This is a genomic window from Streptomyces sp. NPDC005878 (assembly GCF_040629815.1).
Lineage (GTDB): Bacteria > Actinomycetota > Actinomycetes > Streptomycetales > Streptomycetaceae > Streptomyces.
This window is the reverse complement of record NZ_JBEXWK010000001.1, coordinates 433,447-454,219: the sequence shown is the minus strand read 5'-3', so window position 1 is coordinate 454,219 and position 20,773 is coordinate 433,447. Positions and strand designations below refer to the sequence as shown.

Below are 20,773 nucleotides of genomic sequence, written 5' to 3'. Positions count from 1 at the left end.
CGCTCACTGAGAGTGGCGTCACTGCCGGTTCCGGGGAATCTGAGTACTCTGCTAGGCATGAGGGACCTCCCCCCCGAGCCTCCGGCGCACGACCGCGGCGCGCCGGCGCTCTCATCGCAGCCGGCGATCTGGACCGGTCGGGCGACCAACCGGGTCCAGTGGCTGCTCGCCGCCGCCGGCGCCGCCTGTGTGGCGCTGGGCGTGGAGCTGGCCGTCGACTCCACCTGGACGTCCGGCATCGCCCCGCTCCTCATGTCCGTGATCGGCTGTGTCGCCGCCGGGCTCCTGGTCATCTACGGAACGCTCGCCTTCGTCCATGTGGCCGTGAAGGTGGACGACGACTGCCTGGAAGTGCGCTGCGGCCACATCGGCCTCCCGCGCCGCCGCATCTCGCTCGCCGAGGTGGTGGACGCGGACTTCGCGCCCCGCGTCACCCCGCGCCAGTGGGGCGGCTGGGGCTACCGCTGGCGCCCGGAGAAGGGCACCGCCGTCGTCGTACGCCGAGGCGAGGGCCTGGTGCTGCGCCTCGGGGACGGCCGCGTCTTCACGGTGACGGTGGACGACGCCGAGGCCGCGGTCCGCGTCATCCGCGCCCGTCTGCGCCTGCTCGCCACCACGAAGCACGCCGGGGCCTGACGCCCCGCCGGGCCGCGCGTTCCGGTACGTCTCTGTCCGTACGTACGGCGCCGCTCCACCCGTACGGACTACGCACCCGAATCCTCTCCGCACCACGCGCGCGCTCGTATCCGTACGCGCTACGGCCGACGCACCCGTAACACGCACGCGTATCCGTACGCACGACGTACCCGAGACCGCCCCTACGCGCGCGTGCGCGACCGGGCCCGACTCGTACGTTCACGACAGCGCTCGCACCGCTTCCCGCGTACGCCCTTCACCCGCCCGCGTGCACGACCTCGGCATCCCGCTCCGCCTCCGGTTGCCCGTCCCCGTGCGGCCGTGCGGTGGCCAGGCCCGCCAGCAGGCCCGCGCCCATCGTCACCGGGGAGAAGCTCAGCGCGTTGCCGACGCAGGCGAAGGCGGCCAGCGCGGTGAGCGCCGCGCCCGCCGTGAGGACGACCGGGGTGGTGCGGGGCGAGCGCCACAGCGCGTAGAGGAGCCAGCCGTAGGTGGCCGCGAGCAGGCCGGTGCCCAGCACGCCCTGCTCGGACGTCTGCTGGAGCAGGGCGGAGTGCGGCTTGCCGGCGGCGACGGGCGACTGCAGTGCCACCGGGCTCAGCCCGCCGAACCGGTCGGGGCCCGTGCCCCGCAGCGGGTGCTCCTCGGCCAGGTCCATCGCGTCCCGCCACAGCAGCACGCGCTCCGGGGTGAGCTGGCCCTCCAGGGAGACGGTGAGTCCGGCGGGCAGCACGTCCTCGGCCACGGCGACCGATCCTCCCGCCACCAGGGCGGCGACCGCCGCGAGCCCCGCGAGTCCCACCGTCCGGTGCCGCATCCGGGCCGCCGCCAGCGAGCACAGCAGGATGCCGAGGGCGGCCACGCAGCCCGCCGCCGAGCCGAGCGCGAGGGCCGTGCCCGCGCATCCGGCGGCGAGCAGCCGCAGGACGAGGCGGGCCGCCGCCGTCCGGGCCGCCCAGGCGCCGCAGCAGGCCGCGCCCGCTGCCAGGGCGGGGAGCGCCGCGGAGACGCCGATGTGGCCGGGGAGCGGATCGACCGTGGCGCCGGGAACGCCGTCCCGGGAGGCGTAGGCGAGGAGCAGGCCCGCGGTCGCGGCGCAGGCCGCCGTCGCCACCGGCACCAGGCTGCCGCTGATCCGGCCCAGCGCGTACCCGGCGGCGACCGCGAGCACCGCGAGCAGCACGCCCTCCGGACGGGCCTCCCGCCCCGCCGCCGTGACCAGCGACCAGCCGGCGCAGGCGCCGAGCACCAGGACGCCGACGAGATCCGGCGCGGCCCGGCGCCCGGGTGCGGCGGATCCGCCTGTTCTCGCGCTCATCCCCGCCCCCCGGCCGTCTACGGACTGCGCACACCGTAGTGGTGCGAGGCGCGATCCGGGTACAGATCGTGCGGAAACGTTCCGGTCCGGGGCGCGGTCCGAAGCCCCTACGCGCGCGTACGTACCGATCGCACACCCGTCGCCGGTCATCGTGCGCATGGGGACGGTTACTGTACGAACCGGTCCGACACAGGCACAGCCCGCGGCCGTAGACTCCGCCGGGTGAGCACGACCACCACCCCCACAGCCGAGCCAGAGCAGCTCGAACCGCAGCCCGCCCCCGCCTCGCGCGGCCGTCGGCTGCTGCACCGGCTCGTCCGGCCCGCCACGGCCGCGCTGTCCGGTGTGCTCCTGTACCTGAGCTTCCCGCCCCGGCCCCTGTGGTGGCTGGCGGTGCCCGCCTTCGCCCTCCTCGCCGCCTGTCTGCACGGGCGCGCCTGGAAGGCCGGATTCGGTCTCGGCTACCTCTTCGGTCTCGGCTTCCTGCTGCCGCTGCTCGTCTGGACGGGCGTGGAGGTCGGCCCCGGCCCCTGGCTGGCGCTCGCGGCCATCGAGGCGCTCGGGGTCGCCGCCGCGGGTGCCGGCATGGCGGTCGTCTCGCGGCTGCCCGCGGCGCCGGTGTGGGCCGCCGCCGTATGGATCGCCTCCGAGGCGGCACGCGCGCGCGTGCCGTTCGGCGGCTTCCCCTGGGGCAAACTCGCCTTCGGCCAGGCGGACGGGGTGTTCCTGCCGCTCGCCGCCCTGGGCGGCACGCCCGTCCTCGGCTTCGCCGTCGTCCTCTGCGGCTTCGGGCTGTACGCGTGCGTGCGCCAGGGGCTGCGCCTGCGCGCCACCGGCACCCTGCGCAGGGGAGCCGCGGCCGCCGCCCTGGCCGCCCTGCTCGCCCCGGTCGCCGCCGCGCTCGCCGCGACCGGGCTGGTCAGCGACGCGGCCGAGAACGGCACCGCCACGGTCGCCGTGATCCAGGGCAATGTGCCGCGCCTGGGCCTGGACTTCAACGAACAGCGCCGCGCGGTCCTCGACTACCACATCCGCGAGACCCTGCGCCTCGCGGACCGGGTGAAGGCGGGCAAGGCCGCCAAGCCCGACTTCGTGCTCTGGCCGGAGAACTCCTCGGACGTCGACCCGTACACCGACGCCCAGGCGTACACCGACATCGACCGGGCCGTCCGGGCGATCGGGGCGCCCGTGTCGGTGGGCGCGGTCGTGGAGCGGCCCGACGGACGGCTCTTCAACGAGCAGGTGCTGTGGGACCCGAGGACCGGCCCCGGAGCCACCTACGACAAGCGGCAGATCCAGCCCTTCGGCGAGTACATCCCGCTGCGCGGCCTCATCAAGCAGTTCAGTCCGGGCTATGTCTCCATGGTCCGCCAGGACTTCAGCCGCGGCACCAGGGCGGGGGTGTTCGACATGGCGGGCACCGAGGTCGGCATCGCCACCTGCTACGAGGCGGCCTTCGACTGGGCCGTGCGCGACACCGTCACGCACGGCGCGCGGATCATCTCCGTACCGAGCAACAACGCCACCTTCGACCGCAGCGAGATGACCTATCAGCAGCTCGCCATGTCGCGGGTGCGGGCGGTCGAGCACAGCCGGACCGTCACCGTCCCGGTCACCAGCGGGGTCAGCGCGGTGATCATGCCGGACGGCGAAGTCGTCCAGAAGACGAAGATGTTCACCCCGGACTCGCTGGTGGCCACGGTGCCGCTGCGATCGTCAAAGACCCCGGCGACCCGGCTCGGCACGGCCCCCGAGTGGACCCTGGTGGCGCTCGCCGCGGCAGGCCTGGGGTGGGCGGTCGGCCGTACCGTCCGCGCGCGCCGCGCCGCGGGGACCGATGTCGGCGGGGCTCGTTAGGGTCGAAGGCATGGCGACACCAGACTTCATCCGCGAGATCCGGGCCTCGGCCGGCCACCAACTGCTGTTCCTGCCCGGGGTCAGCGTGGTCGTCTTCGACGACGAGGGCCGGGTGCTGCTCGGCCGGCGCGTCGACACCGGTGGGTGGTCCATCATCGGCGGCATACCGGAACCGGGCGAACAGCCCGCCGAGACGGCCGTGCGCGAGGTGTACGAAGAGGCCGCCGTGCGGTGCGTGGTGGAGAAGGTCGTCCTGGTGGACGCGCTGCCCCCGGTCACCTACCCCAACGGCGACCGCTGCCAGTTCATGGACACCTGCTTCAGGGGCCGGGCGGTCGGCGGCGAGGCGCGCGTCAACGACGACGAGTCCCTGGAGGTCGGCTGGTTCCCGGTCGACGCGCTGCCGGAGCTGGAGGAGTTCTCGCTCTTCCGGATCAAGCAGGCGATGACCGATGACCCCACATGGTTCGCGCCTACGACTGAGCGCTGAAGTATGGGCCGGGCCCACATGGGTGCGGGCAGTGACCCTGCCTAGGGTCGACAGCATGACCACGCCCACCACACCTGGTCCCGTCCCCGCGTCCATCGAGCTCGACCTGGGCGGCCGCACCGCCCTGGTCACCGGGGCCGCCGGCGGCATCGGCCGGGCCTGCGCGCTGCGCCTGGCGGCCGCCGGCGCCAAGGTGCGCGCCGTCGACCGGGACGCCGACGGCCTCGACGCCCTGGCCGCGCAGGGCGCGGGCCTCGCCGGGTCGCTGGAGCCGCTGGCCCTGGACCTGACCGACCTCGAAGCCACCGAACAGGCCGCCACCGGCACCGACATCCTGGTGAACAACGCGGGACTGCAACTGGTGCGCCCCATCGAGCAGTTCCCGCCCGAGGTGTTCCACACCGTGCTCACGGTGATGCTGGAAGCGCCGTTCCGGCTGATCAGAGGGTCGCTGCCGCACATGTACGGGCAGGGCTGGGGCCGGATCGTCAACATCTCCTCGGTGCACGGGCTGCGGGCCTCCGCCTACAAGTCGGCCTACGTCGCGGCCAAACACGGCCTCGAAGGCCTCTCCAAGACCGCCGCCCTGGAGGGCGCCGCGCACGGCGTCACCTCCAACTGCGTCAGCCCCGGCTATGTCCGCACCCCGCTCGTCGAGCGGCAGATCAGCGACCAGGCGGCCGCGCACGGCATCCCCGAGGAGCGCGTCCTGGCCGAGGTGCTGCTCAAGGACTCGGCGCTCAAACGGCTGGTCGAGCCGTCCGAGGTCGCCGAGGCCGTCGCCTACCTCTGCACCCCGCAGGCCTCCTTCATCACCGGCGCCTCGCTCGCCCTGGACGGCGGCTGGACCGCGCACTGAGGCCTCCCCGGCGCCCTCCGGCACCGTCCGCCGCCGCGCCACCACCGCACCTTCCCTCCTTGTCCGGCGCCTGCCAACAGTTGTCCACAGGGCTGGCGCGGCCGCCCGTACGGCAGGTATCCCTGTGAACATGTCCCACGATCACCCGCAGTCCACCGAGCACGCGGAAGCTCCCTACCTGGAGCTTCTGGCGCGCGGCGCGGCGGCCGAGGCGTATGACCGGCCCGCGCTGCTGGCCCGCGCCGACGGCGCGGGACCCCAGGCGCTGGCCGCCCTGGAGTCCGCCCGGCAGCTCGCCCTGCGGGTCCGCGCCGACCTGGAGGGCAGACGGCGCAGGGAGGCCGAGCTCTCCGCGCTCTTCGAGACCGCCCACGACCTCGCGGGCCTGCGCGATCTGGACGCGGTGCTGCGCGCGATCGTGCAGCGCGCGCGGTCCCTGCTGGGCACGGAGGTCGCCTACCTGAGCCTCAACGACCCGGTGGCCGGAGACACGTACATGCGCGTCACCGAGGGGTCGGTGGCCGCCCGCTTCCAGCAGCTGCGGCTCGGCATGGGCGAGGGCCTCGGCGGCCTCGTCGCCCAGACGGCCCGGCCGTATGTGACATCGAGCTACTTCGACGACGAGCGCTTCCGGCACACCCGCACCATCGACACCGGCGTGCGCGACGAGGGCCTGGTCGCGATCCTCGGCGTGCCGCTGACGCTCGGCAGCAGCGTGATCGGCGTGCTCTTCGCCGCCGACCGGCACAGCCGCGTCTTCGCGCGCGAGGAGATCGCCCTGCTCGGCTCCTTCGCCGCGCACGCCGCCGTCGCCATCGACACCGCCAACCTGCTCGCCGAGACCCGCTCGGCGCTGGCCGAACTGGAGCGCGCCAACGAGATCATCCGCGACCACAGCGCGGTCCTGGAGCGCGCCTCGGAGGTCCACGACCGGCTCACCGAACTGGTACTGCGCGGCGGCGGGGTGCACGACGTGGCGAGCGCGGTCTCCGAAGTCCTCGACGGCACGGTCGAGTTCGCCGACGCCGACTCGCCCGCCTTCGCCGCCCTGGAGCTGACCGGCACGGACGGCCACGCGGTACGGAACGGAAGGGACTGGGTGGCCACGGTCGCGGCGGGCGGCGAGGTGCTGGGCGCACTGGTGCTGCGCGGCCACCCCGGGCTCGACCCGGTGGACCGGCGCACCCTGGAGCGGGCCGCGATGGTCACCTCACTGCTGCTGCTCGCCCGGCGCTCGGCGGGCGAGGCCGAACAACGGGTGCGCGGCGAGCTCCTGGACGACCTCCTGGACGCGCCCGGTCGCGACCCCCGGCTGCTGCGCGACCGGGCCGCCCGGCTGCGCGCCGACCTGGACGCGCCGCATGTCGTCCTCGCCGCCCGGATCGAGAGCCCCGAGGACGGCACGGCCGAGCGGCGCACCGCCGACCGCCAGCGCATGGGGTCGGCCGCCGCGCATCTGGCCGCCACCCGGCACGGCCTGGCCGCGACCCGCGACGGCGGGACCGTGCTGCTGCTCCCGCTCGGCCCGGCCGCCACCCCGGCCGAGGTCGCCCGGCAGGTGGCCAGGCAACTCGGCGGCGCGCTGCACGAGCGGGTCACCGTCGGCGCGTCGGCCCCCGTCGAGGCCCCGGCGGCCCGCCCCGGTGAGACAGCCGAGGCGTACGCGGAGGCGCGCCGCTGTCTGGAGGCGCTGCGGCTGCTCGGCCGCCCGGGCGAGGGCGCGGCCGCCCAGGACCTCGGCTTCCTCGGCCTGCTCCTCGCGGACACCCGGGACATCGAGGGCTTCGTCGACCGGACGCTCGGCGCGGTCGTGGCGTACGACGCGCGGCGCGGCACCGACCTGGTGCGCACCCTCGACGCGTACTTCGCGAGCGGGATGAGTCCGGCGCGCACCAAGGACGACCTGCACGTCCATGTGAACACGGTGGCCCAGCGGCTGGAGCGGATAGGCAGGCTGCTCGGGCCGGACTGGCAGTGTCCGGCCCGAGCGCTGGAGATCCAGCTGGCGCTGCGGCTCCATCTGATGGCGTCGGCCGTCAGACGCTGACGGAGTCCCCCGCGGGCGTCTCTGCGGCGTCGTCCGCCAGGTCGCGGTGGCGCGTCTCCTGCGCGCAGATCAGCGCGATCACGGTGAGGAGGGCCGCCGCGATCACATAGAGCGCGATGGGGGTGGAGCTGTCGTAGTCCTTCAGGAGGGCGGTGGCGATCAGTGGAGCGGGCGCACCGGCCGCGACCGAGGCGAACTGGGCGCCGATCGAGGCCCCCGAGTAGCGCATCTGGGTCGCGAACATCTCGGTGAAGAAAGCGGCCTGGGGCGCGTACATGGCCCCGTGGAAGAAGAGCCCGACGGTGACGGCGAGGACGAGGTTGCCGAAGTCGCCCGTGTCGATCAGCGAGAAGAAGGGGAACATCCAGGCACCGACACCCACCGCGCCGATCAGATAGACGGGCCGGCGCCCGACCCGGTCGGAGAGCGCGCCCCAGGCGGGGATCACCGCGAAGTGGACGGCGGAGGCGATCAGTACGGCGTTCAGCGCGGTCTGTTTGGCCATCCCCGCCGAGGTCGTCGCGTATACGAGGATGAACGCGGTGATCACGTAGTAGCTGATGTTCTCCGCCATACGCGCGCCCATCGCGACCAGCACGTCGCGCCAGTGGTCGCGCAGCACGGCGACGAGCGGCAGCTTCTCCGCCACACCGTCCGGCTCGGCGGTCCGCCGTGCCTCGGCGCGCTCCAACGCGGCCTTGAACAGCGGGGATTCATCGACGGAGAGCCGTATCCACAAACCGACGAGCACCAGCACCCCGGACAGCAGGAACGGCACCCGCCACCCCCAGGAGAGGAAGGCGTCGTCGGAGAGGAGCGCGGTGAGCGCGGAGAGCACCCCGGTGGCGAGCAACTGCCCGGCGGGCGCCCCGGTCTGCGGCCAGGAGGCCCAGAACCCGCGCCGCCGCGCGTCCCCGTGCTCCGACACCAGCAGGACGGCCCCGCCCCACTCCCCGCCGAGCGCGAACCCCTGCACCAGCCGCAGGGCGGTCAGCAGCACGGGAGCGGCGGAGCCGACGGTGGCGTGCGTCGGCAGCAGACCGATCGCGAAGGTCGCCCCGCCCATCATGAGCAGACTCAGCACGAGCAGCTTCTTCCGCCCGACCCGGTCCCCGAAGTGCCCGAAGACCAGGGCCCCCAGCGGCCGGGCGGCGAACCCGACGGCGTACGTCAGGAAGGAGAGCAGCGTGCCGACGAGCGGGTCGGAACCGGGAAAGAACAGCTTGTTGAAGACGAGCGCGGCAGCCGACCCGTAGAGGAAGAAGTCGTACCACTCGATGGTCGTCCCGATGAGGCTGGCGGCGACGATGCGGGGGAGGTGGGAGGGGGCTGGGGGAGCGGTCGCGGGGGAGGACATCAGCACCACTTCCTGACGGTCTGCGGGGACGGTTGCGTGTCGCCATACCGTAGGAATGTGCAGGTCAGGGGCGTATGTGGTGGGGCACCATAGTTTTCGGGTCGGGTATGCGCGGCGCCGCTACGAGACGAGCGTCGGCGCGGGTCCGCGGGCCATTTTTTTGGGCGGCGGAATGCTGACGGTGGCCCGGGGACGGACCCGTCTGTCGGTCAACCTGCCGCGTCGGGCTGTCTACTGGAGGGGAGGCTCTGCGTCGATGGCGGCGAGGTGTTCGTGCAGCTGCCGGGTGACCTCCGAGGCATCGCCGTCAGGGGTCAGCGGCGTGGGGGATTCCACCCCGTTGGACATGGCCAGACTGCTGGCGAAATGCACTGTATGCGGGGCCGGGGTGAAGTGGTCGCGCAGCCACAGGGCGAACGTGCCGGCTTCGTCGGCCGTTACGCCGACCAGGGTGATGAACGCGTAGTCCGCATCCTGCATCGCCGCGGTTCCGCTCACGAACACGTCCGGTGCGAGCGCCACTTCGAAGTCCAGGACAATCATGCTGTGGACTGCGGACGTCCGGTATTCGAGGTAAGGATCGGGGAATGCCTCACGCAGTGCCCGCTCCAGGTTCTCCAGGCTGCCGCGCCAGGCAGGCTCTGTGCCGGGGGACGGGTAGAAGGAGAAATTGGTTCGGATGTTCCGTGCCGCAGTCACGCTGGTCCTTGAGGGTCAGGGTACGTATCGGGTGGAGCCCGGGGTTCCGGTCATGGTCATCATGGACTGCCAGTATGCGGCGTTGTCCTTGCCGTTCGTGACGACCTCCAGGCCTCGGATCTCGCTGTTGGCGGGGTTGGCCATGGCTTTCTTGTAGCGGGCGAGCTCGGCCTCGTCACCGGCATACATGGAGTCGACGACCGGGTCCCACTGGATCTTCTCCTCGCCGTTCACCCTCGTCGTCTTGACGGGCTTGGCCAGCGTTTCCTCGACTCTCCCGAGAGAGCGGAAGCTCTTCTTCTTGCAGTCGGGATCGCGGACGTGTTTGGCCTCGACCAGGTAGCCGTCCGCAGGCCGTATCCCGTCGACCATGAGGCCGGTCTTGAGGCCTGCCAGCGGGGCCTCCCGCTCGGGGTATCCGGCAATCCGCAACTGGTAGGCGTTGTCGGCATTGTTCGTGTCGCCACCGCCGGCGAACCCTCCCGGGGCCAGCGAATTCATCCAGGTCCGGAAGCTCTGCTGCTCGGCCGGGCTGAGCAGCCGCGTGGTGCCGGGGACTGGTGGGATGGGATCGGCCCATGGGACAGCCGGATCGACCGCATTACCCATGGGCAACAGGGCAGGGAACCCTCCCGAGTATGAGGCCAGCGCGAAGGGGGCCGGGACCGGACCTGGGACGAGGGGCGGGATCGGCTGCCACGGCATCGGCCGATCACCGGCGCCCTGCGGCAGCCGGACGCGCGCCTTGGAGGAATCGAGCGCGTGCGCCACGTCGCCGAGCTGGTGGATGTACGGGTCGTCGAGTACCGCGTCCTTGAGGCCGCCGTCGTAGCCGTTGCCGCCGAACATCGGCTGGTCCCACGGCATGTCGAAAGTGAAGGGGTCCGCCTGATGCTGCTGGATCTTTCGCTTCGCGTCCACCACATGGTCCGCGTAGCGGTCGCACGCCTTGGCCAGCTGGTTACAGGCCGCCACGAGGTTCGTGACCAGCGGTTCGTTCTCCTGGGCACGCTCCGGTGGACAGGTCAGGCCCACCGCATTCTTGAAGTAGGTCCGGAAGGACTCGGCAGCCAGACCTGAGTGCGCCTTTCCCGCAGTGGACGCGTACGCCTGGGCGTCCTCCAGGAGGCGCAGGACGAGTTGCCCAGCGTGGCGCCAGGATATGGCGACATCCCGCAGCTGCTCCGGCGAGCCACGGAATCGCTCACTCCGACCCCCCGGTGCGTACTTGTCGTACCAGGCGGTCTTCCCGACGACGTCGGGGAGGTGCTGCCCGAGACCGAGGAAGTTCTCGGAGCACTCGGCGCCCGGGTCCCCGAAGCCATCGGTGAGGTCCGCCTGTCGGCCCAGCAGCTCGGCCACCGCGTGGTCGGTCGCCATGAACTCCCGTGCGTTGCGGAGCAGGCCGCGGCCGGTCGCCCCGAGGGCATAGGCGCTGAAACCGAGTTGGTCGAGAGTCGTCGCCGCGGCCCGTCGGTACACGTTGGCGAAATGATGGCCCGCATAGTCGTCACCCGCCATCCCGTGCTGCCGGTCCAGCTCGTACCGGAGGGCGATGGCGGTGTCGCGGGCGGTCCCCATGGAATCGACGAGGCCCATTGCACCCCGGATCATCCCGCCGGCGATGACGCGCAACTCCGGCGCAAGTCCGCTCACTCGGCCGCTCCCTTCCCGTTGAACGCGCGAGCGATCAACCTAACGGATGGGCTCCAGCGACACAGGCGGCGTGGGGTGCGCACCAGCCAGGGGATGACGAACAAGCAGATCGGCACCACCCTGCACATCGAGCTCGCCGCACCGGCGGTCGCCGACCGGCTCGCGGCGCGCGGCATCCTCTACGCGCCGGACTTCGTGATCAACGCGCTCGGACTGATCCAGGTCATCGACGAACTGCACCCCTCGGGGCATGACATGGACCGGGTCAGGACGCGCGCGGAGCTGATCCCGGAACGGCTCGTCGAGATCTTCACCCGGGCGAAGAACCTGAACATCAGCACGGCGGGCGCCGCGATCAGCATGGCGCGCGACCGGCTCGCGGCGGTCCGCGCGGTGCGGTCGTTCTGGCTGCCGCCGCGGTGCCCGTGAGCGGATGAGGGAGGGAAGCCGGCGCCCGGCGGCCCGGCGGCCCAGCGGCCCAGCGGCCCGGCGCCGGCCGCCCGCTGCCCGGCGGCCCACCGGTCGCGCCCACGAGTCGGCCGGACCGGCGGCCCACCGGCCGCGCCCGTGAGTCGGCCGGGGGAGCCCCGCTGGAGCGTACGGTCGTGCGGAGCCCGGTGAGGGCCGCGACGCCACACCTCCCGGGACGCCACACCTCCCGCGAAGCCACACCTCCCGCCGGGCCCGCCGGTCCTGCGGGGCGGGCCCCCACCCGGTTTCCTAGCGGTCCTGCGACAGCGCGTGCAGCTCGCTGAACAGGCCCCCGGCGTGCAGGAGGTCCTCGTAGGTGCCCTGTTCGGTGACGCGGCCCCGTTCCATCACCACGATCCGGTCCGCCATGCGGGTGTTCTCGATGCGGTGGGTGACGACGATCGTGATGCGGTCGTGGGCCATGCCCTTGAGGGCCGTGAACATCCGGTGCTCGCCGCGCGCGTCCATCTCGGACGTCGGCTCGTCCAGGATCAGCACCGGCGGCCGGCGGTAGAGCGCGCGGGAGCAGGCCAGGCGCTGCCACTGCCCGCCGGAGAGCTCGCTGCCGCCCCACAGCTCCCGGGCCAGCAACGTGTCCAGGCCGTGCGGCAGCTCCTCCACCGCCGAGCGCATCCCCACCGCGTCCACCGCGTCCCACACCGGGGCGTCGTGGTGGGTACGCGGCTGGCCCAGGGTGACGTTCTCCCGTACGGCCAGCGGCCACTGGCCGAAGAACTGCGGGACCAGGCCGGTGCGCCGCCACACCGTCTCCGGGTCGGCCGCCGCCACGTCGACGCCGTCCCACAGCACCCGGCCCTTGTCGGGCAGGTAGAGGCCGGTGAGCAGCCGGGTGAGGGTGGACTTTCCCGAGCCGTTCTCGCCGACCACCGCGACGACCTCGCCCCGGCGCAGGGTGAGCGAGACCCGGTCCACGGCCGGGGCCTCCTTGTTGGGGTACTGGTAGACGACCTCGTCGAGGCGGATCTCGTCGGGCTGCTCCGGGGCGGTCAACGCGCCCCGCTTCGGGGCGCGTTCGGCGGCGAAGTCGAGGAACGCGCGCATGTCGGCCAGGTACAGACTGGTGTGGAACATCGCCGCCCCGTTGGCGACCACCTGCGACAGGGCGCCCAGCGAACTGCGCACCGCGACCACCGCCGTCGCCGCAACCCCCAGCTCGACCCGGCCGGTGACGGCGAGCCACGCAAGGGCGGCCCAGGTGGCGAGGAGGAAGACGCCGCCGAGCGCCGAGGTGACCAGGGCGATCCGCAGCAGCCGGGGCGCCGTCGCCAGTGTGCGCCGGTCGATGCGCTCGGACAGGGAGCGGTACCAGAACATCAGGTACGCGGTCATTCCGTTGGCCCGCACCTCGTCCGCGAGCTTCGGCGTGGTCACCCACCAGCGCATCATCCCGCGCACATTGCGGTCGCCCACATTGGCGTAGTGCGTCTCGTAGTCGACGCGCGCCGCCATCACGGCGCCCGTCCCGGCGGGCAGCACCGCGAGCACGAGCAGGGCGAGCATCAGCGGGTGCAGCACCGCGAGGACGCCCGCCGCCGCGATCATACGGATCACCGCGGCCATGAACTGCTCGGCGTCGCGCACCATCAAGTGCGTGCGCATCACGCCCATTTCGGCGGCCTCCTGGCGGTCCGCGAACCCCTCCTCGCCGTACGCGGCGGCCTCCACCCGGCACACCGCCTCGACCAGGTCGGCGTCGGCCGCCGTCGTCAGCGGCGGGGTGATCCTGCCCTCCGCGTACGACGCGAGCGCGGCCGTCACGCGCGCGACGCAGGCCGCGACGGCGATCACCACCAGCGCCGGCAACGCCGCGTCGATCCGGTCGGCCGCCCGGCCCTCGCCCAGGATCGGCGCCATGGCGCGGGCCGTGGCGCCCAGCAGCACCGCCGCCGCGACCCCGGTCACCAGCTGGCAGCCGAGCAGCAGCAGGACGGAGGTGCGGTCGATCCGCCACGCCATCCGGCAGGTCTGCCCCAGCACGGACGGCAGCCGCCCGCACATCCGCCGGAACGAGGCCCCGCCCAGCGGGTTCTTGCCGTAGGGCCCCGCGAAGGTGATCTCGGCGGGCGGGGGCGGCGGGACCGGGGGCGCCGAGGGCGCGGCGTCGCCGCTCATGCCCGCCTCCCCGTCCGTGTCTGATCGAACACCGGATGAACGTCTACGGCATGACCACGGGCATCCACGGCGACTCCTCGGACGGTGCCTACGGACCTGACGTAAGCACAACGCCGCTGATCAGCGCGGCGTAACGGCCGAGTCGTCGAGAAATCGTTCGACTGGCGAGAAGGAACGTTTGGGCGCCGTCGCGCGCCGCCCGCGCGCCGTCGTTCGAATCCGTGCTCAGTAACCGCCCGGCGCCGAGGGCGCGGTGCTCGTCACCGGGGCGTACGGGGTCGAGTTGCCCGGCGCGGGTGCCGAGGTGGTCGGGAGCCGAGAGGCGGGGGCCTGCTGCCGCGCGGACTCGGACGCACTGGAGGCCGCGGGGGCGCAGGACGCCGGAGTGGGTGCACCGGCGTACGGGGAGGGGCAGTTCGGGGGCGCGGAGCCGTACGGCGTCGAGGTGGTGGGCGCCGCGGTCTTCCTGTCGCCCTCGCCGGTGTCGCCCTGGGGGCGCGAGAACCACTCGCCGTGATCCGGGTCGTACATGACGAACGTGTGGACCGGGTGGGTGGCGGGGGCGACGACGGCCACGTTCGACGGCCGGTAGGCGGGCCAGGCGTCGCCCGTCGGCTTGGGCGTGCCGCGCTGGGCGACCGGCGGCATCAGCGGGTTCCCGCAGGCGCAGCGCACCCTCGGCACGCCGCGGTCGTCCACCAGCACGGCCGTACCGGCCTGGAGGACGGCCTGGTAGGCGGTGGCGGCGCCGTTCTCGTAGCCGTGGTTGGTCACCCGGGTGTCGACACGGAGCTGTACGGGGGTGAGGGCGCGCAGATACGAGGGCACGGCGTCGGGCGCGATCCCCAGGACGGACGCGAACGCCTTGTTCTTCGCCGGTTCCGCGGCCAGCGCGCCGATCTGCTTCTCCACGTCGCAGCTCGCCCTGTTCCGTGTGCCGCCGTAGAGGCCGGGGGCCGAACCGTCCACGCCCCGCGTCACGTTGGCGGACGCCGGGGCCGACGCGCTGGGCAGGGACGGCGGGGACGGGGGAGGGGAGCTGTCGCGCGCGCTCGACGGGGTGAAGGGGCGGGGGCCGTCCTTGCCCGCCGCCTGGAGGAACACCTCGCCGCCGGCGTCCTTCTTGCCGGACGAGCCGTCGGGGCGGGTGAGGACGAGGATCAGTGCCACGGCGGCCACGATCGCGCCGGTCGTGAGCGCGACCCGGGGGGCCGATCGCCACCAGGGGCGGCCGGGGCCGCCCTTGCCGGCCGGGGTGGCGCCGTCGCCGGGACCGCCCGGTCCGGAAGGTCCCAAGGGGCCACCTCCACCGGCCGGGCCGTCGCCTCCGCCCGAGCCGCCTCCGCCGCCGGGGCGCCCGGGGCCCGACGGCCCACCGCCCGCGCCCGTGCCGACCGCGATCGTCTCGTCGTGGCCGCCGCTCCGGCCGCCGCCCTCGCTGCCGCCGCCCGTACCCTCCCGGTCGCCGCCGCTCGGCGGGCCCGTCGGCGGGCCGGGGCGGGAGGGGCCCGAAAGGGGGCCGGACGGGGGGCCGGTGGGACGGCCGGACGGGGGAGGTTCGACGCTCACGAGCTCTTCTTCCCGGCGTTGGGGTCCCGCGCGGATGCGGGACGTTCGGTGCGGGGCCTCGGCCGGGGCACCCTCCGCGGGACCGGCTGCCGTCGCTCCACGCAAGGGGGCGGCGGCGCCCGGCCGAGCGGTCCGGCTCGGCCCCGCGCTGTCCGCGTGACGAGTCCGGTATGTCCCGACCCGCCCATTGTGTGCTCGGGTCCCGGCGGACCCGCAAGCTGACGCGGTCGGCCCCCCACGACGGGCGGACCGCCCCGGCGCTGCTTAGCGTGACAGGCGTGAGTCAGGACAAACCGCCCGATTCGTCATCGGGGAAGAGGCGCGCGCGCCACGGCTGGGCCGAGGCCCTCGTGGCGGTGCTGACCGGTCTGGTCGCCATGGCCGCCGTAGCCGCCCTCGGGCTGCTCGCGGCCGGGGCCTCGGACCTGCCCGACCACGCCTTCCCGCAAGTCGTCGCCGCCGTGGTCGTCCTGGCGGTCGGCGGCTCCGTCGGCATCGAGGGCGACGCCGGAGTGATCGGCGACACCGACGCCGCGCTGACCGTGCTGCCGCTCTCCGTCACGCTCGTCGGCGCGCTGCTCGTCGCCGCCGGATTCCTGCGCCCCCTGCGGCACCGGGCCGTGGCGAGCACCCGCGAACTGGCCCTGTGGGCCGCCCGGGTGGCCGTGCTGTGGCTCCTGGCGCTCCTCGGCCTCTCCCTCCTCGCCCGCAAGCGCTTCACCATCGGCCTGGGGAACGGTGACCTCGGCGAGATCGGGGACCTGCTGGGCGCCACGCCCAGGATCGGGTTCACGACCGATGTGCCGCTGACCCTGTTCTTCGGGCTGCTCTGGCTCGCGGGGCTGCTCTTCCTCGCCCTGGTGGTCTCGCGCAGGGCCCCGCTGCCCGCCCGGCTGCTGCGCTTCCAGGAGTCGGTGCGCCCGGCCGCGTTCGCGATGGTCGCGCTGCTGCTCGCGTACGTGGCGCTGGGCATCGTGGCGGGCCTGGTGATCGCGGTGGTGCGCGGGCATACGGCGGCGACCTTCGCGGTCATCCTGCTGGGCCTGCCCAACCTCGTCTGGCTCGCCTTCACCCTCGGGCTCGGCACCTCCTGGGAGGGCCGGGTGGACGGCCCGTTCGGGCTGCCCGTGCCGCACGTACTGGACCAGGTGCTGCGTACGCCCGACCTGTCCACCCTGAACCTGCGCACCCTCGCGGACTACGACGGGCGGGCCTGGTGGCTGCTCGTCGTCGCCGCCGTACTGGTCCTGGCCGCCGGATTCCTGATGGCGGCGCGTTCGCCCGCCCGGATCCGGGCGTGGCAGCACGCGCTGCACATGGCCCTGGCGCTCGCCCTCACCGTGCTCGCCGTCTGCCTGCTCTCCCGGATCTCCGCGCGCTACGGTCTGTCGCTGCTCGGCATCGGGGACCTCGGCGGCGGTCTGTCGGGCCAGGTGTCGCTGAAGCCCCGGCTGTGGACGGGGCTGGGCTTCGCCGTGCTGTGGGGGCTGCTCGCGGGCTTCCTGGGCAGTCTGCTCGCCCGGCGGGTCCGGCGGCGCGGGGAGGTGGAGCCGCAGCGGCGCCCCCCGGCCGGTCGTCCCGAGGAGCCCTCCGGCTGACGCCTACCCCGCTTCGGGGAACACCGGCCGTGCCCACTCGGGCGGCCGGGGCGGGGGCCCCGGCGCGTCCGGCGCGCCGACCACCCGCAGATCCACCCGGGTCGGCGGATGCCCTCCCGGCCCCACGCCCCTGGCCGCCGCGCGCAGCGCCGCCACGAACGCCAGGCACGAGTCGTACCTGTCGTCCGGGATCTTCGCGAGGGCCTTCGCCATCACGCCGTCGACCCCGGCGGCGATGTCGGGACGCCGCTCGGTCAGCGCGGGCGGCTGGTCGTACTGGTGCGCCCACAGCAGCGCCATGTCGTCGTCGCGCTGGAACGGCGGGGTGCCCGCCATCGTCTCGTAGACCACGCACGCGAGGCTGTAGACGTCGCAGCGGCCGTCCACCGGGCGGCCCGAGATCTGCTCGGGCGCCACATAGTCCAGAGTGCCGACGAACTGGCCGACCGTGGTGAACCCGGTCAGCGACAGGGACTTCTTCGTCAGGCCGAAGTCGGTGAGGTAGACGTGCTCGGGATGGTCGCTGTCGGTGCCGGGCGCCACCAGGATGTTGCCCGGCTTCACATCGCGGTGGACGAGGTCGTGCTCATGGGCGGCGTCCAGCGCGGACGCCACCTGGGCGGCGATCCTGGCCGCCGTCGCGACCGGCAGCGGGCCCTCCTGGTCGAGCAGCGCCCGCAGATCGCGCCCGGCGACGTACCGCATCGCGATGTACAGGACGCCGTCGGTCTCCCCGGCCTCGAAGACGGGCACGATGTGCGGGTGGTCGATCGCGGCGGCCACTCGCGACTCATGGGTGAAGCGCCGGCGGAACGTGTCGTTGCGGGCGAGTTCGGGGGCGAGCAGCTTCAGCGCGACCGTCCGCTCCAGGCGCAGGTCGCGGGCCCGGTACACCACGGCCATGCCGCCGCGCCCGACCTCCCGCTCGATGCGGTACCCGGCGATCTGCCGTCCGACGAGGTCGGAGGGGCGCCCTGGGTCGAGCTCCCGCTCGGGTGCCATCAGGTGTCACCGGGCCAGGCGCGGGCGCCGTCCACGCCGTCGGGATACCCGCCGTCGGGGTACGCCCCGTCGCCGTTGGGGCCGACCACACGGGTCGCGTCGGCGGGACCGGGCGCCTCGGCGGGGGAGCCAGCGCTCGGGCGCGCCCCGGACGGCGGCGCGGACGCCGCGAAGGTACTCAGCCGCGTCCCGTCGCAGTACACCCACCTCTCGTGCTCCGCGTCGTACAGCCACACCGCCTCGCCGTCGACGACGATCCCGGCCCGCAGCCCGTGGGTGCGCCGGCGGAACGTCTCGCCGTCCAGACGCCCGGCGGCCAGGTCCTCCGCCGCCCCCCGGTAGCGGTTCAGCATGTCCTGGACGCGGGCGAGGAGCGGGCGCGGGTCGGCCGTACGGGCCAGGGGCGCGCCCGCCACCGGCGGCCCCTGCGGGACGGTGACCAGGAGGCGGCCGTCGACCCAGGCCGACCAGGAGTTGGCGCACAGGATGCGGGCCCAGTCGCCCCGCCGGTCGACGAGCTGGACCGGCAGCAGCGCGTCCAGCGGCACCGTGGGGCGCGTGGTGTCCGGGCTCTCCCAGGCGGCGAGTCCACCGGGAGGGACGACATGGGTGGGACGGAAGTCCACGGGTGTGCTCATCGCGGCCGCCTACTTCCGCATCACGGCGGGTTCGTGCCGCCGCAGCAGCCGGGCGACCGCGAAGCCGAAGAGCACGGACAGGGCCACCAGCATGCCCATGTTGAGCAGCCACACGGCCGTGTCGTGCTTGAAGAGCGGATCGCCGGTCAGCTCGCCGGGCACGATCCTGGACAGCCCGATCGTGCCCGCCATCCCGCCGAGCGCCCACCGGGAGGGCACCAGCCAGGCCAGCTGCTCGATGCCCGGGACGCCGTGCAGCTTCAGCAGGGCTCCGCAGAAGACCACTTGGACGATGGCGAGCAGCACCAGCAGCGGCATCGTCACCTCCTCCTTGCGCACCAGCGCCGAGACGAGCAGGCCGAGCATCATCGCGGTGAAGGCGAGCAGGGCCACCGCCACCGTGATCTCCACCAGGGGAGGCAGGATGACTCCCTTGCCGCCGGGGGCGTTGAGCTTGACGCCGAAGAGCGCCACCAGGGTGAGGACGACGGCCTGGAGGACCGTGATCGTCCCCAGGACCACCACCTTGGACATCAGATACGCCGATCTGGAGAGCCCCACGGCCCGTTCGCGCTGGTAGATCACGCGCTCCTTGACCAGCTCCCGTACGGCGTTGGCCGCACCCGTGAGCACACCGCCGACACACAGGATGAGCAGCGCGTTCATCGCCGTCTCCTGGGTCAGCCTGCTGCCCGCGAGGGCCCGCGCCATGGCGCCCATGACGAAGGGCAGCGCGATCATGATGGCGAGGAAGGTCCGGTCGGCGCCGAGCGCGGCCGCGTACCGGCGCACCAGGGTGCTCAGCTGGGCGCCCCAGCTCTGCGCCTTGGGCGGCTTGCCCACCACCCGGGCGGCGGCGGCCTGGCCGAGGTGCGGCTGGGCGCTGGAGGCGACCACGTACCGCTGGTGGAAGCGCGAGCGGGCGTAGTCGCCCGCCCAGTCCCGTTCGCGGTCCCGCTCGAACGCCTCGAAGGCCTCCGGCCACTCCTCGAAGCCGAAGAAGTCCAGGGTCTCGCGGGGCGGCCCGTAGTACGCGATATGCCCGCCGGGGGCCAGGACGAGGACGCGGTCGCAGACGTCGAGACTGAGGACGCTGTGGGTGACCACGATGACGGTGCGGCCGTCGTCCGCGAGGCCGCGCAGCATGTGCATCACCGAGCGGTCCATGCCCGGGTCCAGGCCGGAGGTGGGCTCGTCGAGGAAGAGCAGTGACGGCTTGGTGAGCAGCTCCAAGGCGACGCTCACCCGCTTGCGCTGGCCGCCGGAGAGGCTGTGGATGGGCTGGTCGGCGCGCTGTTCGAGGCCGAGTTCGCCGATCACCTCGTCGACCCGGGCGCGGCGCTCCGACTTGGCGGTGTCCTGCGGGAAGCGCAGCTCGGCGGCGTAGCCGAGGGCCCGGCGCACGGTGAGCTGGGCGTGCAGGATGTCGTCCTGGGGGACGAGTCCGATGCGCTGGCGCAGCTCGGCGTAGTCGCGGTAGAGGTCGCGGCCGTCGTAGAGGACCGTGCCCCGGTCGGCAGGGCGCAGCCCGGTCAGGGCGTTGAGCAGGGTGGACTTTCCGGCGCCGCTCGGCCCGACCACGGCGAGCAGGCACTTCTCACCGACCGGGAAGGAGACCTGGTCGAGGAGGGTCTTGCGGCCCCGGTCGACGGCGACCGTCAGGTCCTGGACGTCGAGCGAGACCTCGCCGGTGTCGACGAACTCCTGGAGTTCGTCCCCGACCAGGCAGAACGCCGAGTGGCCGACGCCCACGATGTCCCCGGTGGAGACCGGGGCGCGGGTGACGGGCTGGCCGTTGAGGAAGGTGCCGTTGTGGCTGCCGAGGTCGACGATCTCGTAGCCGCCGTCGGGGCGGGTCCGCAGTTCGGCGTGCCGGCGCGAGACCACCAGATCGTCGACGACCAGGTCGTTGTCGGGGGCGCGGCCGATCCGTACCGTCCTGGCGGGCAGCGGCCGTACCGAGGTGGGCTGCCGGAACGAGCCGGTCGCCGAGGGCATGGACACGGCGGACAGCCGCTCGGGCGCGCGCACCGGCGGCGGGGCGCGCCCCACCAGCACGGCGCGGGGGCCGTCCGCGGGGCTGCCGAAGCGGATGACGCTGCCGGGGCCCACACCCCACTCGTGCACGCGCCGTCCGTCGGCGTACGTTCCGTTGGTGCTGCCCTCGTCCTCGACCGTCCAGTGGTCGCCCGCCGCCCGCAGCACCGCGTGGTGCCAGGAGACGCGGGCGTCGTCGATGACGATCTCGCTGAGGGGGTCGCGCCCGACGTGGTAGTCCCGGCTCGGACTCATCACCGTGGAGCCGGTGTCGGTCTCCAGGACGAGTTCGGGCGCTGTCGGCGCGGCAGACCGCTCTCCCATGGGTGGAATTCTACCTATTGGTCCGTGGGTGTGCCTGGTGATGGGTGAGGGCTTACCGGCGGTATACCGCCAGGGTTTACCG

The 20,773-nt window shown here is 73.5% G+C and carries 16 protein-coding genes; 7 read left to right on the top strand and 9 right to left on the bottom strand.

What is annotated here, in order from left to right; translation table 11 throughout:
• The first annotated feature begins 57 nt into the window (after positions 1-57).
• A complete protein-coding gene (locus ABZ404_RS02075; RefSeq protein ID WP_358832444.1) occupies positions 58-636 on the top strand; it encodes a hypothetical protein in 579 nt (192 codons plus the stop codon).
• A 256-nt stretch (positions 637-892) separates the two neighbouring features.
• Here the strand turns inward: ABZ404_RS02075 and ABZ404_RS02070 are convergent, their stop codons facing one another.
• Positions 893-1,954, bottom strand: coding sequence for an O-antigen ligase family protein (locus ABZ404_RS02070; RefSeq protein WP_358990039.1), 1,062 nt, complete (start codon positions 1,952-1,954; stop codon positions 893-895).
• Between the two features lie 222 nt (positions 1,955-2,176).
• Between ABZ404_RS02070 and lnt the strand changes: the two genes are divergently transcribed.
• The 4 genes from lnt to ABZ404_RS02050 all read left to right on the top strand — a co-directional run bounded on the left by lnt (position 2,177) and on the right by ABZ404_RS02050 (position 7,207).
• Entirely contained in the window at positions 2,177-3,811 is a 1,635-nt protein-coding gene (gene lnt / locus ABZ404_RS02065; protein ID WP_358837377.1) for an apolipoprotein N-acyltransferase, read from the top strand.
• A 10-nt stretch (positions 3,812-3,821) separates the two neighbouring features.
• The gene (locus tag ABZ404_RS02060) at positions 3,822-4,301 is read left to right on the top strand and encodes an NUDIX domain-containing protein (RefSeq protein ID WP_358837378.1); all 480 of its coding nucleotides are present in this window, start codon (positions 3,822-3,824) and stop codon (positions 4,299-4,301) included.
• Between the two features lie 55 nt (positions 4,302-4,356).
• The gene (locus tag ABZ404_RS02055; protein ID WP_358837379.1) at positions 4,357-5,160 is read left to right on the top strand and encodes a 3-hydroxybutyrate dehydrogenase; all 804 of its coding nucleotides are present in this window, start codon (positions 4,357-4,359) and stop codon (positions 5,158-5,160) included.
• 130 nt (positions 5,161-5,290) lie between these two features.
• A complete protein-coding gene (locus tag ABZ404_RS02050; protein ID WP_358990036.1) occupies positions 5,291-7,207 on the top strand; it encodes a GAF domain-containing protein in 1,917 nt (638 codons plus the stop codon).
• Here the strand turns inward: ABZ404_RS02050 and ABZ404_RS02045 are convergent.
• The 3 genes from ABZ404_RS02045 to ABZ404_RS02035 all read right to left on the bottom strand — a co-directional run bounded on the left by ABZ404_RS02045 (position 7,197) and on the right by ABZ404_RS02035 (position 10,919).
• Positions 7,197-8,564 carry an MFS transporter gene (locus ABZ404_RS02045; RefSeq protein WP_358837440.1) on the bottom strand — a complete coding sequence of 456 codons (1,368 nt, stop codon included), beginning with the start codon at positions 8,562-8,564 and terminating at the stop codon, positions 7,197-7,199. The genes ABZ404_RS02050 and ABZ404_RS02045 overlap by 11 nt on opposite strands.
• 231 nt (positions 8,565-8,795) lie before the next feature.
• Positions 8,796-9,263, bottom strand: coding sequence for a hypothetical protein (locus tag ABZ404_RS02040; RefSeq protein WP_358837439.1), 468 nt, complete (start codon positions 9,261-9,263; stop codon positions 8,796-8,798).
• A 15-nt stretch (positions 9,264-9,278) separates the two neighbouring features.
• Positions 9,279-10,919, bottom strand: a complete 1,641-nt coding sequence (locus ABZ404_RS02035; RefSeq protein WP_358837438.1) for a restriction endonuclease fold toxin-2 domain-containing protein — start codon at positions 10,917-10,919, stop codon at positions 9,279-9,281.
• Positions 10,920-11,012: 93 nt separating this feature from the next.
• Between ABZ404_RS02035 and ABZ404_RS02030 the strand changes: the two genes are divergently transcribed.
• Positions 11,013-11,348 carry a hypothetical protein gene (locus tag ABZ404_RS02030; protein WP_358837437.1) on the top strand — a complete coding sequence of 112 codons (336 nt, stop codon included), beginning with the start codon at positions 11,013-11,015 and terminating at the stop codon, positions 11,346-11,348.
• Between the two features lie 291 nt (positions 11,349-11,639).
• Here the strand turns inward: ABZ404_RS02030 and ABZ404_RS02025 are convergent, their stop codons facing one another.
• On the bottom strand, positions 11,640-13,523 hold the full coding sequence (locus tag ABZ404_RS02025) for an ATP-binding cassette domain-containing protein (protein ID WP_358836228.1): 1,884 nt from the start codon (positions 13,521-13,523) through the stop codon (positions 11,640-11,642).
• Between the two features lie 225 nt (positions 13,524-13,748).
• Entirely contained in the window at positions 13,749-15,092 is a 1,344-nt protein-coding gene (locus ABZ404_RS02020) for a DUF6777 domain-containing protein (protein WP_358990033.1), read from the bottom strand.
• 377 nt (positions 15,093-15,469) lie between these two features.
• Here ABZ404_RS02020 and ABZ404_RS02015 point away from each other — a divergent pair, with 377 nt between their 5' ends.
• Complete coding sequence (locus ABZ404_RS02015) at positions 15,470-16,690, top strand: streptophobe family protein (protein WP_358836234.1); 1,221 nt, start codon at positions 15,470-15,472, stop codon at positions 16,688-16,690.
• Between the two features lie 3 nt (positions 16,691-16,693).
• Here ABZ404_RS02015 and ABZ404_RS02010 read toward each other — a convergent pair whose 3' ends face one another.
• Genes ABZ404_RS02010 through ABZ404_RS02000 form a run of 3 tightly spaced genes read right to left on the bottom strand, consistent with a single transcriptional unit; the run spans position 16,694 to position 20,691 of the window.
• Entirely contained in the window at positions 16,694-17,692 is a 999-nt protein-coding gene (locus ABZ404_RS02010) for a serine/threonine-protein kinase (RefSeq protein WP_358836230.1), read from the bottom strand.
• Positions 17,692-18,330: a hypothetical protein gene (locus tag ABZ404_RS02005; RefSeq protein WP_358836231.1), complete on the bottom strand. Its 639-nt coding sequence runs from the start codon at positions 18,328-18,330 to the stop codon at positions 17,692-17,694. Before ABZ404_RS02005 ends, ABZ404_RS02010 begins: the two co-directional genes overlap by 1 nt.
• 9 nt (positions 18,331-18,339) lie before the next feature.
• Positions 18,340-20,691, bottom strand: a complete 2,352-nt coding sequence (locus ABZ404_RS02000; RefSeq protein ID WP_358836232.1) for an FHA domain-containing protein — start codon at positions 20,689-20,691, stop codon at positions 18,340-18,342.
• Between the last annotated feature and the right edge of the window lie 82 nt (positions 20,692-20,773).

Excerpts from the sequence above, each read along its gene's own strand:
- ABZ404_RS02075 (WP_358832444.1), top strand. The coding sequence starts at position 58 with ATGAGGGACCTCCCCCCCGAGCCTCCGGCGCACGACCGCGGCGCGCCG.
- ABZ404_RS02070 (WP_358990039.1), bottom strand. The coding sequence starts at position 1,954 with ATGAGCGCGAGAACAGGCGGATCCGCCGCACCCGGGCGCCGGGCCGCG.
- ABZ404_RS02060 (WP_358837378.1), top strand. The coding sequence starts at position 3,822 with ATGGCGACACCAGACTTCATCCGCGAGATCCGGGCCTCGGCCGGCCAC.
- ABZ404_RS02055 (WP_358837379.1), top strand. The coding sequence starts at position 4,357 with ATGACCACGCCCACCACACCTGGTCCCGTCCCCGCGTCCATCGAGCTC.
- ABZ404_RS02050 (WP_358990036.1), top strand. The coding sequence starts at position 5,291 with ATGTCCCACGATCACCCGCAGTCCACCGAGCACGCGGAAGCTCCCTAC.
- ABZ404_RS02045 (WP_358837440.1), bottom strand. The coding sequence starts at position 8,564 with ATGTCCTCCCCCGCGACCGCTCCCCCAGCCCCCTCCCACCTCCCCCGC.
- ABZ404_RS02030 (WP_358837437.1), top strand. The coding sequence starts at position 11,013 with ATGACGAACAAGCAGATCGGCACCACCCTGCACATCGAGCTCGCCGCA.
- ABZ404_RS02025 (WP_358836228.1), bottom strand. The coding sequence starts at position 13,523 with ATGAGCGGCGACGCCGCGCCCTCGGCGCCCCCGGTCCCGCCGCCCCCG.
- ABZ404_RS02015 (WP_358836234.1), top strand. The coding sequence starts at position 15,470 with ATGGCCGCCGTAGCCGCCCTCGGGCTGCTCGCGGCCGGGGCCTCGGAC.
- ABZ404_RS02010 (WP_358836230.1), bottom strand. The coding sequence starts at position 17,692 with ATGGCACCCGAGCGGGAGCTCGACCCAGGGCGCCCCTCCGACCTCGTC.
- ABZ404_RS02005 (WP_358836231.1), bottom strand. The coding sequence starts at position 18,330 with ATGAGCACACCCGTGGACTTCCGTCCCACCCATGTCGTCCCTCCCGGT.
- ABZ404_RS02000 (WP_358836232.1), bottom strand. The coding sequence starts at position 20,691 with ATGGGAGAGCGGTCTGCCGCGCCGACAGCGCCCGAACTCGTCCTGGAG.